This is a genomic window from Bacillus sp. 2205SS5-2, assembly GCF_037024155.1.
Classification (GTDB): domain Bacteria; phylum Bacillota; class Bacilli; order Bacillales; family Bacillaceae_K; genus Bacillus_CI.
In genome coordinates, this window is the sequence record NZ_JAYKTS010000008.1 from 76,267 (window position 1) to 92,594 (window position 16,328).

A 16,328-nucleotide genomic window follows, 5' to 3' on the forward strand; every position below is an offset into this window, starting at 1 on the left:
ATAGTTTGGTAAATTACGAATTGACCTCCACTTCTTTTGTAAACAACTTTGGATGACGATACATCGGAAAGTAACTATCCTCTTGATGCAAAATTTCTTTAGTGAGTTCAACATATTTTTCTTCACAGTGAATCCTCTTCCCTACAAAGAATGGGATTTGTCCAGTTTTGTTAAACCTTTTTTTAAAACGTAGAAGCAAGTCTTCCGAGGAATAGCCACCACCTAAATGGAAATATTTTGCCCCCTTGTCTTTTGCCCATATCGACATATAGTGAATTAAGAAATGGCCTGGTAGATAATTTAAATATTTTTCATCCGAGCCAAGTAAATGATAATGAAAATAAGATCCAAATTGAAGAAAATAGCTGGAGACTACTACCTCACCTTCTAATAGAACTTCAACTAAATAGACATTGTCTTCTAACAAATCTTCGATATTGTTTAAATATTGTTCAGAAAAATAATAATAATCTAACGCATTATTTTTGTTCATTGTAGAATAATAAAGACGCCTGAAATCTTTATGTTCCTTTAAAGACCGATGTCTAATCTTAAAGTTATTTTTTAGCGATTTTCTTATGCGATTGCGATGTGTAGAATGATAATTCTCCCAAATTTCTTCTTTATCTATAGAGGTATCGATGTAAACTGTATTCCGACTATAATGAATAAATGACTCATCAAAATACTTTTGATTTTGTAATAATGGATGAAAACGAATAAATTCTGTTATGATGTTATTCTCCACGCAATACTGATGAAACACATCATGAAATCGATGTAGAAATCCCTTTTCATCTTCACATCCCTTGAGATTGGGGTTGGGTCCTCCATAACCATATGGGGTTGTGATGTCAAAAAACTCTTCTCCAGAGGACGGGTTGATTGATTCTGGGAGATCCTTTAAGGAACGAATAAAAAATGGATAATAGACAAAATTTTCTTGTTCGTGATAAATAAAAAGAATCGCTTTTCCATCCCCGTTCCTTTCATACAATTCGCAATATTTTGGAGAAAAGTAAATGTCTTTGTCTTCTAGCCTATTGAAGTAATAATTCCATTGGTCTTGTTGAGAAAGATCATACGTTTGATAATTTTTCATGAATACTCCCCCTTTTCGCTAACATTCTTTCCTCACTTTCTCTAAGTTCTTCTACCGATATCTCCATTCGGTCATTTGTACAAAGTATGTCATACGGCTGTGTTTGTTCTGTTATCAAAAGAATTTGCCGATTATCATCATAACGCTTCATTTCATATAATAGTGACAAATCTTCGAGACCCATCGGAGTCACTATTCGGTAAAGTGTGTGTTTTATTCTCCCGATTGAGGCTATTCCATTTTCTGTTTTCCATTTCAACATTGAAAAACCAAATTTTTGATGAGTTCTCTTTGCTTCTTCTTCATTTAACATAAGAATCGTTTTTTCTCCGCTACCTCCTACATCCGGAAATGGAATTTGATACCAAAATTTTGATTTAATAACTCTAAAACCTATGGATTGGTACCATCCCTTCGCGACTGAATTGTGGTCAAACACATCTAGAATAATCCTTTTTTTCTTATGAAATACCGCTAAATCGACCCCCTGCTCAAATAACAGCTTTGTTCCAATTTGAAGTCCACGAAATTCCGGATGAACAAATAGATTATTTAATAAAAGAGAATCATCAAGTAATCTCCATTCCGAACATCCAATTAAACCCTTTGTTCGGTGATAAACTCCAAACCACCTAACTTCCTCACTCTCTTCATTTAGCTGTTTTTTTATATATTCATCGTACCCATGACAACTATAAATAGTTCTATTGAAGATGAACGGCTCCAATCCCATGGAAATTAAGCTTGGTATTTTGTCTATATTTTCGTTTTTTAAAGGTTTTATGGCAATTTCCAAGCTATCCCTCCTGTAAAACACTTTTTTCTTTGCGTTCCTGATCAAGATCTACCATCTGGATTGTAGTCACAACCTGAATATCCTTTTTATTTCCAATCATTTTTACTGTTTGGAAGAGTATCTTCAAATCAAGACCCATTGAATAATTTTCTACATAAAAGGAATCAAATGCTAGTCTTTGATTCCATCCAATTGTGTTACGTCCGTTGATTTGGGCAAGCCCAGTAATCCCAGGCCTCACAGAATGTCGAATTTGTTCTTTTTCTGTATAATATGGAAGATATCTTGGCAACAGTGGTCTTGGACCAACAAGACTCATATCACCTTTGATAATATTCACTAATTGAGGCAACTCATCAATACTGTAGGAACGTAGAAACCCACCTAATTTGGTCAATCGTTGTTCATCCATTAACAAACGTCCTTTATTATCAACCTCTTCATTCATAGTTCTAAATTTATAGATGTTAAATAGCTCTTCATCTTTCCCAACCCTTACCTGTTTAAAAAGAATCGGTCTTCCCATACTAATGCTGACTAATAGTGCAGCTGTAAGCCAAATTGGTGATGTAATAAGAAGAAGTAAGGCGCTTACAAGAGTATCTACTATCCGCTTCATCCATCAATTTCCTTTCTGTCGATATTTCTTGTAACTACTTTCAATTGCTGATTTTGCTCAATTCGTCTGACCGTCATTAATTTCAATAGTTTAGATAGTTTAGGAATACAATTATAGAAAGAATGACTTGACCGCTTACCATCAACTAACGTCCACTCACCTATTGCTGATATCGTGTGAATTCCATGAGGGTAAGGACTAGTTTGATCGGCTATAACCCGAGTAAATTCCTGTTCTTTAAAAGACGTTGTTGATAAAGTAATAATTTGATTAACGATAATTTGTTCGCCGTAAGAGATAGAACAATCCTGCGCAGGTCGGTAGAGAGTATTCTCGTGAATGAAAAGTGTACCTGCCGGACGACTAGAACCAATATTTATTTTAACTGGATTTTGAACATGTGATGTCCACCCCTCAAACAAATCTTCCGAGTAGTATAGATGTAATTCACTATGCTCACTTTTCGTTGTTTCATTACTAATGGTACAAAATAACCACCAATAACCCGCATGCTTAATTACCGTTGAGTCAATGGCCTTCACTCCCTCTAGTAACACAGCTTTTTTCTTCCATGATTTGTTTTCAAGTTGGTAAATTACTACTTCATTTGCTTCAGATGTTTCCGGGATACAATAGGTCTTCCCTGCTTCCTTCACAAGATATGGGTAGGACATATGTTCTCGTTGCTTAATAACTGCTTGTGAACTAGTGATCTTTGCATCTTTGTTTAGTAAAAAGGATTTGATATACCCTTTCGACCCAACCATGTCTACTTCTTCAGCTAATATCTCGACTTCGCCTTCGTCATTTAAATATCCAAAAGGATCTGCAATATAGGAATTTTTCTTTAAGGAGAGCCATTCAATCTTCGGTGTGTTATTTTCTAAGAATGTATAGATCGGTTGTTTGACAATCCCAATACTCCAGTTTTCATATAAAAATAATTTGTCGATCACTCGTTTGAAAGATTGCTTAATTGTCGTTAAAACAAACGACCAATGGATATGGGCATGCGACTTACTTCTTTCAACTATTCTGATCTCGGAGTCTATCTCTAGATTGTCTCCACCAAGAAGTCTGTTACACATCTGTGCTGGCCAAGAAGATACTGCTGATTTCAAGTGCTTCCTATGCTTATTGTAGGAATAAGGAATAGAAGGCAAATGTCCCTTCATGATAATTTCCCTTTTGTTTTCTCTGTATTTTATTCTATAAAGAATTGCTGGTGTTACTAAGTGCCCTTTACTGAAGCTCTGTAAAAGTGCCCAAGGGGAATCACTTTCTTGAGGATTTCCAAAATGAAATTGCCAAACCCCATGCTTTGCAAATTTATTAAATTCACTATTCACACCCTCGTTACCTAAATAAAGCAAAAAGTCTAAAGAGGTTGTATCCAGTTGTTTTTTGTCTTTATCAGTGAGAAACGTTTGCAACTCACTAGTAACAAAGATAATCTGTGTCGAACTTAATTTTTCTTTTAGCAGACTATCTTTTATCTTCTTAAAAAATTGAATATTCCGTTTTTTCAAGATAATAAACCGTAGTCCCACTCCTTCAATAACCACTAGCTTTTTCAATACTTTTTGTTCCCACAGGGTTAATTCATCTCCATCATGGATAAGACCAAAGCCAATTTCATTGCCTTTAACCATAGTTAACACAAACTCTTTTCAGATTGATAAATCAAATATTGTTGTAGCGTCTTGTCCACCATTTGTTCTGCTGAGTACTCACTTTCGGCTTTGGCTCTTGCTTCGTGGATAATTCTATGATTAACCTGTGAATCTAAGGCAAGTGAATGGATTCTTTTTGAAAAGAGAGAAGCTTCTGGATTGGCGATTAAAAAACCTGTTTCTCCGTCGACAATTGCCTCACCGATCCCTCCTCTATCTATGGATATAATCAGCGTTCCCACCGCCATTGCTTCGATTATGACCATTGGAAACACTTCAAGATGTGACGTTAAGAGAAGGATATCCATCTCACTAATAAATTTTTCTGGTTGATTGACCCTTCCGACCAATTTCACTTTATCAAATAAATTTAATTGTGAAATCATGGATACTATCGATTCTTCTTCAGGTCCATCTCCTGCAATATAAAATTGAAGTAATGGATTTTTTTCACATTCTTTTGCAATTTCTAAAAAAAGACGATGGTTTTTCTCAACAGAAAGTCGTGCAAGAATACCCACTTTTTTTACACTTTTCTCTTGTTTTGACTTGAATTTAAAACGCTTCAAATCTACGCCATTGTATATCGTTTCTATCTGTTCTGGCGGTATTCCTAATGAAGTTAAATTATGTTTCTCAAAATTACTCACAGTAATAATTTTATCAACATAATTTTTTAATAAACGTCGAAAAATTAGTGGTTTCTTTTTTTCCAAATACGTCACATTGTGCTTCGTATAGATTAATTTTAAAGGCCGATTAAGGAGTTTTTTTAGCATAATGGAATACAAGACCATCCTAAGACTATTGGCATGAATTAAATCAATTTCGTGATCTATGATTCTCTTTCGAAGCTGACGGAGGTTTTTTAGATGCTGTTGTCTAGTAATAGGAATATACCGATCACTATGTTTCAGTCTAGTTATCAATTCTCCTCCCGCAGCGGCAGAAAAGAAAGTTATATCCGGAGATTGTAAATCATTTTCTAATTTACAAAAATAATATTCTGCTCCTCCGGTAATTAGCTTATCGGTTAGTAAAAGGACATTCATTTCCCCCACCCTTTCTATCGTGAATATATTAATGGTTTTAATATTGGTTTTGGGTATCTTCTCGTATAACGATTTTGAGAAAATTGAAGTTTATGTAAATAGGTTGCCAATATTGCCATATATAGAAAAAACATATCGTTTATAATAACCGACAAAGAGGCAAATTGGAGAAGATATGCGATAAAAGTAATAAATAGATAAGGCTTTTCACGATGAATATTGTGTTTAAAAAGCTGATAGATTACTAACAGAAGAAAGAAACAGAAGCTAGTAATACCTATTAGTCCAGATTCTGAGAGGATATCTAAATAAGTATTATGTACCGTTTGAGTGTCTCCAAAATTATAGAAATTGTAACTTGAAAAGTTAAATGCACCTAGGCCTACTAATATATGACCTTCAAAATAATCCCACGCTCTTGCCCATAGAGTGAACCTTCCACTTCCACCATCGCTCGAAAAATCTTGTACACGTGAATTTAATATGCCAATAGCATCAAATTTCAGCATGACTACAGATATATAGGCTATACAACTAAAAGTCAGTAATCCTGTAATAAGAAATTTTATGTTTTTAGCTAAATTATTCATAAGCATGAATACAAGGAAAATACTTATCACCGCGAGCAACCCACCCCTTGAAAAGGTTAGGAAGGTTGTCAATAAAGAAAGAAGTAAACCAACTTTATTTTTTAAAGTATTACTATTACAAAGAAAATAGCTAATAAAAATAGTATTATAGAAAATAAAAAAATTTGGGTCTTGTAATAACCCTATTAACCTTGGATAATTACGATCCATTAGAACACCAAACTTAGAAATACCATCGCCTTCAAAAAGAAACTGAAAGGCCTGAAGTCCAAGGACGTATAATATTAAACTACTTGCATTAAAGACAATACCAACATCACCAATTGCTTTATCAATATCTTTATCATCTGCATCACCAATCATTACCTTCATAATAAAGTAGCAGGTGATGTATATAATTATTCCAAAAATGATTCGTAGACTTGCGGAAGGATACAGCGCAAATGTACCTGTATACATGTAGGATAAATAAAATAACAACATACCAACCTCAAAGATTTGCAAGCGGTGAAAGTAGAACTTGGTTAAATGAATGAGTACGAATAACAGCGAGAATAGCATATAGGGTTTGACTGCAAATCCAATGTAAAAGTAAAAGTTGGCAAGTGTTACTGAAAAAAACAATAAAAATATGCGCATACGATTAGATTGTGAAGAATGATTACCTTCCATACTGCTCCTCCTCTTTGTTTATTTGGCTCACCTTATTCCACTTGCTCTCCTTGAACAGTTCCTTTCTCATTTCTTTATCTAAGGCTTTTTTCGTATACATTTTGGTTATTTCATCTGATTTTTGACTAAATGATCCATCCCACTACGTGAATCAGGCTTCACTTCGTGTTCTGACAGATGCCTGCCTGCCGTCCCTGGGCAGCCACTTCCGCTTTTCTTGATCCAGCTTCTGTGGCTCTGAGGCTCGGGTCAAATGCCAGCCCACTACGTGAAGCAGGCTTCACTGCGTGTTCTGTCATTTGCCTGCCGCCTCAGGGCGAGCCACTTCCGCTTTTCTTGATCCAGCTATATCATAGATTGTAACCTGATTCGAAAAGAAACAAACTTTGCGAAAGCAGCCTTATCTAAATAAAGAATAATCCCAACAAACACCAAATTGCCAATTAAACCTACCCATAGATAATTTTTGAAAATCAGCTCAAAAACTAGCAAACTACCGAACATGCTACTCACATATGGAATTAACGCTTTTTTCGCCATTTCTATTTTGGATGGTAGACATCCCCAAAATCCAATTAGCATTACTACTTCAACAGATACACCAGCTATTGCAGCTCCAGTAACCCCCCAATACGCACTGAATGGTAGGTATAGTCCAATTCCAACAATTACTGCTATTACTTGAATAATCGTTCGTGAGTTTTGACGAGAAATACTTGTTAGACCATCTGCTAGAGCTATATTGACAGCCTGTAGCAATAACATAAGCGATAGTATTTTCAAAGGTATAGTAGCGGATATCCATTCTTCTCCAAACAAAATCCGAATAATGCTTTCCGAGAAATAGTAGAGGGGTAAAAGCATAACCATTCCAAGTACCGACATTATTTTCACTTGTTTAATATGAATATCAAGATGATCATCGTATTTTTTTTGATTATAATATCGGAACAAAACAGGATAATAGGCGCCTGCAACAATAAACGGTAGTTTTTGCAACGCTTGAGGGATTCGGTAGGCTACAGCAAACAAACCAACTTCAACGAGAGTGACTGTTTTTTCTAATAGTAACGGACCCATTTGAGGTATGATGACAAATAGTAAACCCCCTAAAGTAAAAGATCCCAGTTTATGGTACAACCCCTTATGAAATTTGCTTTTAAGTGAGATCTTAATTTGTCTCAAGACTAGAATTGCAGCGAAAATACCACCTATTAAATAGGACATTCCGTAGAGAGTGGTAAGAATAATAGGAGATAAAGACAGCAACATACCAATTGAAATACTGACAAAAAGTAAAACTGCAGATATTATCCGAATTAACCCCATGTATTGCATCTTTTCTATTAGCTGGAAATAGGTAACTCCAAAGCTTTGCAGAGTTACTCCAATTACCATTGGTGTTATTAAACAAAAACTAGCAACTAAGAGATCCATTTGATCTTGATAAGTAAAATATATGACGAGAAAACCAATACATAACGTTACTAGAACCAACCAAAACCTTAGCCTGATATAAGAGGAAAGTATATCGGAAATATTCGCATCTATTTTTGAACCCTCTCTTAATGCAATATCACTTAAACCTATGTCCGTGAAAAATGCCATGATTAGCGCCATTGCAAGTGCCACACTAAACAATCCATAATAATGAGCATCTAAATATGAAGCTAACACGATTAATGCGGTAGCATTTAATACACTAGAAAATGCGGTACTATAAAGTAAGTGAATAATATTTGTAGCTACAGAGTTTCGACCGTGTCCTGATTTCATTTTACCCCGCCCTATTTATTCTGATAAATTATGCCTTTCAGTGGAGCACTAATATGCTCTAAATGCCGGATAGTTTTTTTGAGTTCTTGAATTTTCTCTTTGCATTCCTTGACCACTAAGATCACCCCATCACAGTATTGTGAAATCATCTGTGTATCAGACGACTGTTGAAAAGGGGGTGCAAGAATAATAATATATTCATAGTCCTTTTTTAACTCCTCTATTGATTGCTCGAGATCTTTACTCCAAAGTGGGTGAGAAGACTGATATTCGCCAAATGACAAAAAAGACAAGTTTGAAATGTTTGTTCTCCCTGCATAAAGTCCTATTTTTTCCCCATTAAGAAAGTTCCTATAACTAGCATTTAAAGAAACTTCAAACCAATCATGGAGTATAGGGTCTCTAAAACTTGCGTCAACGAGGAGAACACTAAATCCTTGTTCCGTATAGGAAAGTGCAAGATTGAATGAAATTTCTGCTGTTTCTCCTACTATACTTGGAGAGGTAACCAGGAGAACACTATTTTGATCTCTCACAATAGAATCCAGCCTTCCTCTAACCATTCGAATTTGTTCCGTACTCTTCGACCCTTCATCTAGCTTAGCGATATATTTAGTTTTTCTTATCGTTCTAAGCACCTATTTCCCCTCTCTTTCTTACTTTAATATTCTTGTTTGCAGCTCTCCACCTTTTGTTCCATCTTTTTCCATTCCTTCTTTGTTTAGGATTTATAGAAAGCTCTCCTATAATTGGAACACTACACACTGTCTCAATTTCCTCAATCGATTTAATAGAATCATCAAAATGTTCACGTAACATCGCTAAACTAATTCCAAAGAATAAACCAATAAAGCAACCGATTGCCATGTTTAAGAATGGACTACCTAACTTCTTCAACGAGACTCCATCCGAACCGTTAAGTATTTGCAAACTTTCCACACCTAATAAATTATTCATTTTCTCTATAGAAGTTAAAGCATAAGAACGGGTAAGTGTTTGTACAAATTCTGCTTCATGATGTCTAGCTGAGATGGTAATGATTTGTGAATTCCGATTGGAGTTCACATTTACAATCCCTTCGATTTCTTCTACTTCTTTAATGTTCAACTGGTTTTGAACAGTTTTTAGAACTAGGGGACTATTGATTAAGTCAACAGTCGATGCAAGCAAACGATTAATTTCAATTTCTTCCTGATATTCGCCGTTTGCTTGCAGTGGACCCACTAAGATGTACTCCGTCGATTCATAGGTGGGTTTAATTACAAACAATGAAACTAAAATAGATATAGCCATGAAGAGAACGGTCGTTAACACTAACGTAATTTTTCGCCTTAACAGAATTCTGAAAAGTGTTTTTATATCTGTTTTCCCATCCATTTCCATTCCTCCTATATTCAATTCAAAGCTTCTCTTCAAGCTCATTCTTTATTAAGAACAAATTTACTATTTTTTAACTATAATTACAAATATTACTATTCGTTTCACAAAATAATAATCTCTAATAATCAAACGTTAATAGTATTTTATAGTGTATTTTAAATTCTAAATAAAGAACAAAATACTTATCAAGGGTCGTATTCCCAATGAGAAATTCTTCATCTCTATATAAATTATCTAACTAAATATCAATCTTCGGAGTAAAAAGTTGAGGTTTATTAGCAAAATACTCCCTGCTTACTGTGGCCCCACACTAAGCAATTTCAGAAAAACTATTTAACGCCATTAGGATGCAATATGTTGTTGAAATTTCCCTGGAAAATCTATTGCTGCTTGAATCTTAAATTGATCGTAATTTTCCTCCCTTCAACACTAATACTACTACGGTTTATATAAACTCCTATTGATCTTAAATTAAGGATTTTTGTGTTAATTAAACTATTAGATGAGTGGATTTGTAAAAGTTTTACGAGAATAATAACAATCAATAAATTGAAGTGGAATTTTTGCTCCTAATTCCCTTCGCTTGAAAAAAGTTTAATCTTTTCAGATGAAAATTACACTCATTATAAGCTTATCTTAAGATGCCCCTCCCCTCTCACCTCTGCTCACATTTTGGAATCAAATGTTAATTAATGGATCTTTTCGTATACATTGTGACTATTTCATCTGATTTTTGATTAAATCGCCCATTTCACTGTGGATTTCCATCAAAAATAAACGAAATGATGCCCGAAACAAAGCTATATCACCGTTTACAGACTGGTTCGAAAAGCAACAAACTTTGCGAAAATAGCCAAATTAATTTAAGTCATATTCAATGACCATAAGGAGAATTTAAATTAATTTCTTCCCTTAACAGTTCGTTACAATCGATATTCCACAGTAAGACTATTCACTTTTAAAAACAATATAATCTCAACAAATATATCTATAGAATCTGACACTAAATATTTATATACTGTTCATTATAACGAATGAAATAGTAATTTTCCACTACAATTTCTAAATAATTACTATGTGAGGCAATTTCATAATGTCATTAACTAGCTATATCATCCCAACATATGTTGCAGGCGATTTAATTCAACTATATGTTGAATCCAAATGACTATATATAGGTATTATGAAATTGATTAATGTATTGAAAGATTATAGTATCTCTTGGATGCTACTTCTCTTCTCAGCAAAATCTGCTTCTGTGTACTAAATTATATTTGAATTGTTCAAATCTCTAGCCAATAATGGAAGATAACCATACAATCAGGTTTATTTCTTTTTCATGGATTTTATTTAACAATACCCTGTACAGGATTCTGGATGTGACAGCCCTGAAGATTCCTCTTTTGTACATGAAGCTCAGATACAAAGTTTTTGTCATATGTATTGTTCATTATTAATGGCTATTTATTTTAGATAATCGTAAAACAGGCACCATCTGCTATTACAAGAGACGGTACCTTTCAATTTAGCCATATGATTATCAAACTTTTACACCATACGCCTCTTCCAAAGTTTTTGTAGGTGATTTTAAGCAAGAGCGTATCAGATATAATCGCTGAAACCATCAATCCTACCTTTACTTTTTGAGACTAAAGATCCTCACAAAAAACTAGGAACTAATTTGATTGTCAGTACCATTATCTAAAATATCCCCATTTGGAATGGCGCTGACATCAAATTTTGTATAGGCACTATTTTGAGTTAATTCAACCGGAGTAAAACTGTTAGGGATAAGACTTAGGTCCCAAGCCGTTCCATTGAAAGAATTATATTGTCCAGATACCTTAAAGAGGCTCTTTGTCTTTGTAGAAGGCTGTATCTGCATGTTTGAAAAAATATTTCCACTACATTCATTTGGAATAGTTTCACTTGAATCCATGATGACACCATGAACACAGTCATCAATTGTAACGTCTAAAAATCGATTGGCATTTATCCAGCTATATCCACTATCTGGCTGAATTGCTGTCATCTTGATTGCTGTATTTAGCCCGATAAGTTTCACATTATCTGCATCTACGAATGATATTTCATGACCTTGTCCATTTGCATAATATTCTATACCTATCCCTTTATTGTTTCCCGTCCAGTTATTGATTATTAAGTTTTCAATTTTAGTTCTAAACCATGAATTATAATATTTATATTTACCGTCCAGATAAATTACTTCAGAATTAAAACTCGTTGAGTCAATAGCGATATATGCTCCCTTCATCGAAGCACCTCGTTCTAAAGTCACGACACGAAAGTTACCATAGATAATAAACTTTGTTCCATAGCTAAAATGAAGTTTAACACCATTTTTGATTATTATTCCTCCGGTTAATACATAATTCCTACCTGACAGCAGAACGTCTTTTTGTTGAGAAGTGTTCGAAAAATCAATAGCAGCTTGTATTTTCGACTGATCTGTGTTCCCGGTAAAATCATCTACATACACAAAATTGTATGAACTCATACTTATAACCTCCATAAATTATTTCATACATTATATGAGAATACTATTGAATATGTGCTAGATTAAAAGGTAGTTTAAGAGATTAATTGCACAACTCTATCTTTTTCTATTTTATTTCCTTCGCCTAAGTAGAAAATAACAGATAGTCTGAATATTAGTAGATTCTACATCAACTTTCTTGATCTCGCTTATGTATTCCTGAGATTTACATGAAGCTTCTATTTCTAAATAATATGGTTCATGAAACCTTCTATATCGTTTGTCTACGTTTAGCAAATGAGATAATAATTGTTTATTTCAAAATCCCCTTTAAAAAATACGTACTATTAGACTCGACTTTACTTCCTTAAGGTACATATCAAAAAGCGATGTTGTTGAAATAGAAAATACTGTACTTTTTTTCAATGACAACATATGCTATCATAAGCCCAATTCCATCAGCCTCTGCTATTTGTTTGGGATGAACTTCAAAATTAAGCGTTTTTTCAAATGCAAAATCTCCTGTCCTTCTCTCTATAGTGGAATGGTGTGTTTATGCTATAATACTCAACATAAGGTAAATAACTTAATAAAAAATTTAATATTTATAGGAATGATGATTATGAATGTTTATAATAACTTGATATCGATATTGAATGAAGATCGAATTCTTTGTGATGAGCTTTTAAGAAACCATACGTATACAAAACTCGGAGGAAAAGCTGACTTTATTGTTCTTCCACAAACATATGAAGAGGTTCAAAACATCGTGAAGCTTACAAATAAAGAAGGTATACCTTTAACTCTTCTTGGAAATGGGTCCAATCTGATTGTAAAAGATGGTGGAATACGTGGAGTTATCCTTCTATTAAAAGAGCTGAAAAATACGATGGTAAAGGACTCACAGTTAACTGTTCAAAGCGGGGCTGCTATCATTGATGCCTCCCGCTTTGCACTACAGCATAACTTATCCGGCTTAGAATTTGCTTGTGGCATTCCTGGAACAGTTGGAGGCGCTTTGTTTATGAACGCTGGAGCCTACGGAGGTGAAATTAAGGATTGTCTTGATTATGCCTATGTTGTTGATTCAAATGGCGAGTTGGTTAAACGCACAGCCAAAGATCTTGAATTAGATTATCGCCATAGTAATATTCCTGAAAAAGGCGACATTGTCTTAGAAGCTACCTTCCGCTTAAAACCAGGAAAATATGAAGACATTAAAGCCATCATGGATGACCTCACATTTAAACGAGAATCGAAACAGCCACTTGAATATCCTTCTTGTGGATCAGTCTTTAAACGACCTCCAGGCTATTTTGCTGGAAAACTCATTCAAGATAGTGAACTCCAAGGAAAAAGTATTGGCGGAGCTGAAGTATCGACAAAGCATGCGGGCTTTATCGTCAATAAAAACGAAGCTACGGCAACCGAATACATTTCCTTGATTGAACATGTTCAGAAAACCGTTAAAGAAAAATTTGACGTTGACCTCGAGCGCGAAGTACGAATTATTGGAGAAGACGAGTAAATTTTTACAATAAAAAACCTTTAAAACAAAAAACTGTGATTTTTCACAGTTTTTTTATTTGCATATATAGACAGAATCCACTTAATATCTCCCCGGAAATAGTGACTCTTTCCCCACTATTTTCTTAACACTTACAAAATAGACTAAAGTCTGTAGGAACTTCCGTCTAAACTTGTGGGAATATTGGTTGTTTTCTTTCTTAAAAATAGAGGTAATGATAGTTAAAATAATATACGGGACCACCTTTGAAATCATTCCACCTAGATTTTCCGAATTCTAATTAAAGGAGTGGGCGAAAAAATGAGAATCAAAGCAGGTAGTTGGCAAATGTTGACGTACGAAGAAAAACATCTACTTTTAAAAGTCATCAGCCGCACCACCAATAAAGAGAGACACTAATCTTTCTCATTTGGGCCTGATTCCAAGAAGTATCAGACCCTCTCAATGTCTTTTCCGAAAAATGAAGAGACTACATAGCAACACAATCAAAAACCGGAAGCCTTTATTTAGCTTCCGGTTTTTGATTGCAAGTATAGAGACTGAGCAGCATTATTCACTCAAGATATTCGTTAAAACAGGCACCACTTGCTTTTTACGAGAGACGACACCTTTCAGTACAGCCGTATGATTATCAAGCTTCACACCATACGCTTCTTCCACTGCGCTTGCTTTGGATCCTAACGCAAGAGCAACAGAATCATTTGTTAAAATATTTGTCACTACAAATACAAATAAATCTAGTTCTTTATCAGCAATTAGCGTCGAAAGCGCCATTTCTAGATCAGCTTGACGACCTAACACATCCATCGCATCTACAACATTAACTTGAGCGATTTCTACTTTACTTTCACCCATTTGAAATTCTTTCGCATCTAAAGAAACGAGCTCTGCAATTGTTTTCTTGCTCATATCTGCTCCAGCTTTCAACATTTCGAGACCATAGCTCTCAAGTTCAATACCAGCCATTTGCGCGAGCTCTTTAGCTGCTTCGGCGTCTTCCACAGTACATGTAGGCGATTTTAGCAAAAGCGTATCAGAAATAATTGCCGATACCATTAGCCCTGCCATTTCTTTAGAAACTGGTTTGCCCTTTTCTTTATACAATTTATTTAAAATCGTCGCCGTACAACCAACGGGCTCTGCACGGTAGTAAAGCGGGTCACTCGTTTCGAAATTCGCAATGCGATGGTGATCAATAACCTCTAACACACGAACGTCGTCAATATCGTCAGCACTTTGTTGACGCTCATTATGGTCGACTAAAATAACGGTGCTCGCTTCTGCTGCCACTTCAGTCACTAGACGAGGCGCGTTCACTCCGAAATAATGAAGCGCATATTCCGTTTCACCATTAACTTCACCAAGTCGAATAGGCTCTACATCCATGCCTAACTGTGTTTTTAAATCTGCATAAACAATCGCAGATGTAATCGTATCGGTATCTGGATTTTTATGTCCGAAAATAAGTGTTTTCTCCATAAAAATTCTCCTTTATGTATAATTTTATATAGGTCTTAACCGAATCCTATTTTAGCACATTTTAGTGCTAGAGGCTTCACACTATATTATTTTTCATATAATTCAATCGGGAGCCCATCGGAATCAGCAAAAAACGTGTACCTTTTTGACGTGTAGGGATCGACACGAATCTTTTCTACTTCAATTCCTTTTGAAGTCAAGTCCCTCACTGCTTCAACGATATCCTCTAAAGCAAAAGCAAGATGTCTGAGCCCTGCAGCCTCAGGATAACTAGGCCGATTAGGTGCTTCTTTAAAAGAGGCTGTTTTCGCAAAGATTGTGGCTTTTCGAATAAGAAGGAATCCCTTGACTTGTATGACTTCGTGCTCTTTTCCAAAGGCTCTTTTCGTATACATTGTGGCTATTTCATCTGATTTTTGATTAAATCACCCATACCACTGTTGAATTCCATCAAAAACAGACGAAATGATGCCCGAAACAAAGCTATATCATAGATGATCAACTGATTCGAAAAGCAACAAACTTTGCGAAAAGAGCCTTAAAAGAAAATAATTCTATTACATATGTACCCTCAAGAGCCAAGTCTAATTTATAGGAATTACATTCTTCTCGATAAACTTCTCGAATGGGCTCTAGTCCTAGTATACCCGTATAGAAGTGTTTAGATTTTTCATAGTTGCGACAAATAATCACAATATAGTGGACAGCAGTGATCTCCATATATTTCCCCATTATTAAAGGGTATTTTCGTATACATCGTGGCTACTTCAATTGTTTTTTACTAAATCTTCCATTTTGCTGTTGTTTTCCATCAAAAACAGACGGATCCGAAAAGCAACAAACTTTGCGAAAATAATCTTATTAAAAGCGCTTAGATGAATAGAAAAAATACCGACATGCGAAGTGGCTCACCCTAAGGCGGCAAACAATCACTAATTGGTGGCTTAGATCATTTCTATAAAAAAAGGCTTCTTCGCTGTTTAAAATGATTTACCCCTGTCCATACTGGTTACTAAAATAGTAGGTGATTCGGAATGAAGGTAGAAATCCAAGATATTGATAGTCTCTTTCATATTACAGAACCATGGTATATCGAAACCTGTGTATTTAACGAAGAAAAACAACAATTAGATGTTTTCGTTTGTATTCATAAAGGTGCTCTTT

15 protein-coding genes are annotated in these 16,328 nt (G+C 34.9%); 1 reads left to right on the forward strand and 14 read right to left on the reverse strand.

Annotation, left to right across the window (positions count from 1 at the left end; genetic code table 11):
- Positions 1-13 precede the first annotated feature (13 nt).
- The 11 genes from U8D43_RS07730 to U8D43_RS07780 form a co-directional block, all read right to left on the reverse strand.
- Entirely contained in the window at positions 14-1,102 is a 1,089-nt protein-coding gene (locus tag U8D43_RS07730) for a GNAT family N-acetyltransferase (protein ID WP_335870609.1), read from the reverse strand.
- A complete protein-coding gene (locus tag U8D43_RS07735) occupies positions 1,080-1,898 on the reverse strand; it encodes a GNAT family N-acetyltransferase (protein WP_335870610.1) in 819 nt (272 codons plus the stop codon). Before U8D43_RS07735 ends, U8D43_RS07730 begins: the two co-directional genes overlap by 23 nt.
- A 1-nt stretch (position 1,899) precedes the next feature.
- Positions 1,900-2,517 (reverse strand): sugar transferase, encoded by a 618-nt coding sequence (locus U8D43_RS07740; protein ID WP_335870611.1) that lies wholly within the window; start codon positions 2,515-2,517, stop codon positions 1,900-1,902.
- On the reverse strand, positions 2,514-4,169 hold the full coding sequence (locus U8D43_RS07745) for a glucosamine inositolphosphorylceramide transferase family protein (protein WP_335870612.1): 1,656 nt from the start codon (positions 4,167-4,169) through the stop codon (positions 2,514-2,516). Before U8D43_RS07745 ends, U8D43_RS07740 begins: the two co-directional genes overlap by 4 nt.
- 2 nt (positions 4,170-4,171) lie before the next feature.
- Positions 4,172-5,242 (reverse strand): glycosyltransferase family 4 protein, encoded by a 1,071-nt coding sequence (locus tag U8D43_RS07750; RefSeq protein ID WP_335870613.1) that lies wholly within the window; start codon positions 5,240-5,242, stop codon positions 4,172-4,174.
- A gap of 14 nt (positions 5,243-5,256) precedes the next feature.
- Entirely contained in the window at positions 5,257-6,504 is a 1,248-nt protein-coding gene (locus U8D43_RS07755; protein ID WP_335870614.1) for an O-antigen ligase family protein, read from the reverse strand.
- A 158-nt stretch (positions 6,505-6,662) separates the two neighbouring features.
- The gene (locus tag U8D43_RS07760; protein ID WP_335870615.1) at positions 6,663-6,803 is read right to left on the reverse strand and encodes a hypothetical protein; all 141 of its coding nucleotides are present in this window, start codon (positions 6,801-6,803) and stop codon (positions 6,663-6,665) included.
- Between the two features lie 46 nt (positions 6,804-6,849).
- On the reverse strand, positions 6,850-8,280 hold the full coding sequence (locus U8D43_RS07765; RefSeq protein ID WP_335870616.1) for an oligosaccharide flippase family protein: 1,431 nt from the start codon (positions 8,278-8,280) through the stop codon (positions 6,850-6,852).
- Between the two features lie 11 nt (positions 8,281-8,291).
- On the reverse strand, positions 8,292-8,918 hold the full coding sequence (locus U8D43_RS07770) for a CpsD/CapB family tyrosine-protein kinase (RefSeq protein ID WP_335870617.1): 627 nt from the start codon (positions 8,916-8,918) through the stop codon (positions 8,292-8,294).
- On the reverse strand, positions 8,911-9,657 hold the full coding sequence (locus tag U8D43_RS07775; RefSeq protein WP_335870618.1) for a YveK family protein: 747 nt from the start codon (positions 9,655-9,657) through the stop codon (positions 8,911-8,913). Before U8D43_RS07775 ends, U8D43_RS07770 begins: the two co-directional genes overlap by 8 nt.
- A 1,672-nt stretch (positions 9,658-11,329) precedes the next feature.
- On the reverse strand, positions 11,330-12,178 hold the full coding sequence (locus tag U8D43_RS07780; protein ID WP_335870619.1) for a hypothetical protein: 849 nt from the start codon (positions 12,176-12,178) through the stop codon (positions 11,330-11,332).
- A 601-nt stretch (positions 12,179-12,779) separates the two neighbouring features.
- On the opposite strand from U8D43_RS07780, the gene murB reads away from it, so the two are divergent.
- Entirely contained in the window at positions 12,780-13,685 is a 906-nt protein-coding gene (gene murB / locus U8D43_RS07785) for a UDP-N-acetylmuramate dehydrogenase (protein WP_335870620.1), read from the forward strand.
- 549 nt (positions 13,686-14,234) lie between these two features.
- Here the strand turns inward: murB and U8D43_RS07790 are convergent.
- The 3 genes from U8D43_RS07790 to U8D43_RS07800 all read right to left on the reverse strand — a co-directional run bounded on the left by U8D43_RS07790 (position 14,235) and on the right by U8D43_RS07800 (position 15,884).
- Positions 14,235-15,164 (reverse strand): manganese-dependent inorganic pyrophosphatase, encoded by a 930-nt coding sequence (locus tag U8D43_RS07790; RefSeq protein ID WP_335870621.1) that lies wholly within the window; start codon positions 15,162-15,164, stop codon positions 14,235-14,237.
- A gap of 86 nt (positions 15,165-15,250) precedes the next feature.
- Positions 15,251-15,559: a VOC family protein gene (locus U8D43_RS07795; protein WP_335870622.1), complete on the reverse strand. Its 309-nt coding sequence runs from the start codon at positions 15,557-15,559 to the stop codon at positions 15,251-15,253.
- A gap of 103 nt (positions 15,560-15,662) precedes the next feature.
- A complete protein-coding gene (locus tag U8D43_RS07800) occupies positions 15,663-15,884 on the reverse strand; it encodes a VOC family protein (RefSeq protein ID WP_442893579.1) in 222 nt (73 codons plus the stop codon).
- Positions 15,885-16,328: the final 444 nt, after the last annotated feature.

Coding starts and splice junctions, on each gene's coding strand:
- U8D43_RS07730 (WP_335870609.1), bottom strand. CDS start 1,102: ATGAAAAATTATCAAACGTATGATCTTTCTCAACAAGACCAATGGAAT.
- U8D43_RS07740 (WP_335870611.1), bottom strand. CDS start 2,517: ATGAAGCGGATAGTAGATACTCTTGTAAGCGCCTTACTTCTTCTTATT.
- U8D43_RS07745 (WP_335870612.1), bottom strand. CDS start 4,169: ATGGTTAAAGGCAATGAAATTGGCTTTGGTCTTATCCATGATGGAGAT.
- U8D43_RS07750 (WP_335870613.1), bottom strand. CDS start 5,242: ATGAATGTCCTTTTACTAACCGATAAGCTAATTACCGGAGGAGCAGAA.
- U8D43_RS07755 (WP_335870614.1), bottom strand. CDS start 6,504: ATGGAAGGTAATCATTCTTCACAATCTAATCGTATGCGCATATTTTTA.
- U8D43_RS07760 (WP_335870615.1), bottom strand. CDS start 6,803: ATGACAGAACACGCAGTGAAGCCTGCTTCACGTAGTGGGCTGGCATTT.
- U8D43_RS07765 (WP_335870616.1), bottom strand. CDS start 8,280: ATGAAATCAGGACACGGTCGAAACTCTGTAGCTACAAATATTATTCAC.
- U8D43_RS07775 (WP_335870618.1), bottom strand. CDS start 9,657: ATGGATGGGAAAACAGATATAAAAACACTTTTCAGAATTCTGTTAAGG.
- U8D43_RS07780 (WP_335870619.1), bottom strand. CDS start 12,178: ATGAGTTCATACAATTTTGTGTATGTAGATGATTTTACCGGGAACACA.
- murB (WP_335870620.1), top strand. CDS start 12,780: ATGAATGTTTATAATAACTTGATATCGATATTGAATGAAGATCGAATT.
- U8D43_RS07790 (WP_335870621.1), bottom strand. CDS start 15,164: ATGGAGAAAACACTTATTTTCGGACATAAAAATCCAGATACCGATACG.
- U8D43_RS07795 (WP_335870622.1), bottom strand. CDS start 15,559: ATGTATACGAAAAGAGCCTTTGGAAAAGAGCACGAAGTCATACAAGTC.
- U8D43_RS07800 (WP_442893579.1), bottom strand. CDS start 15,884: ATGGAGATCACTGCTGTCCACTATATTGTGATTATTTGTCGCAACTAT.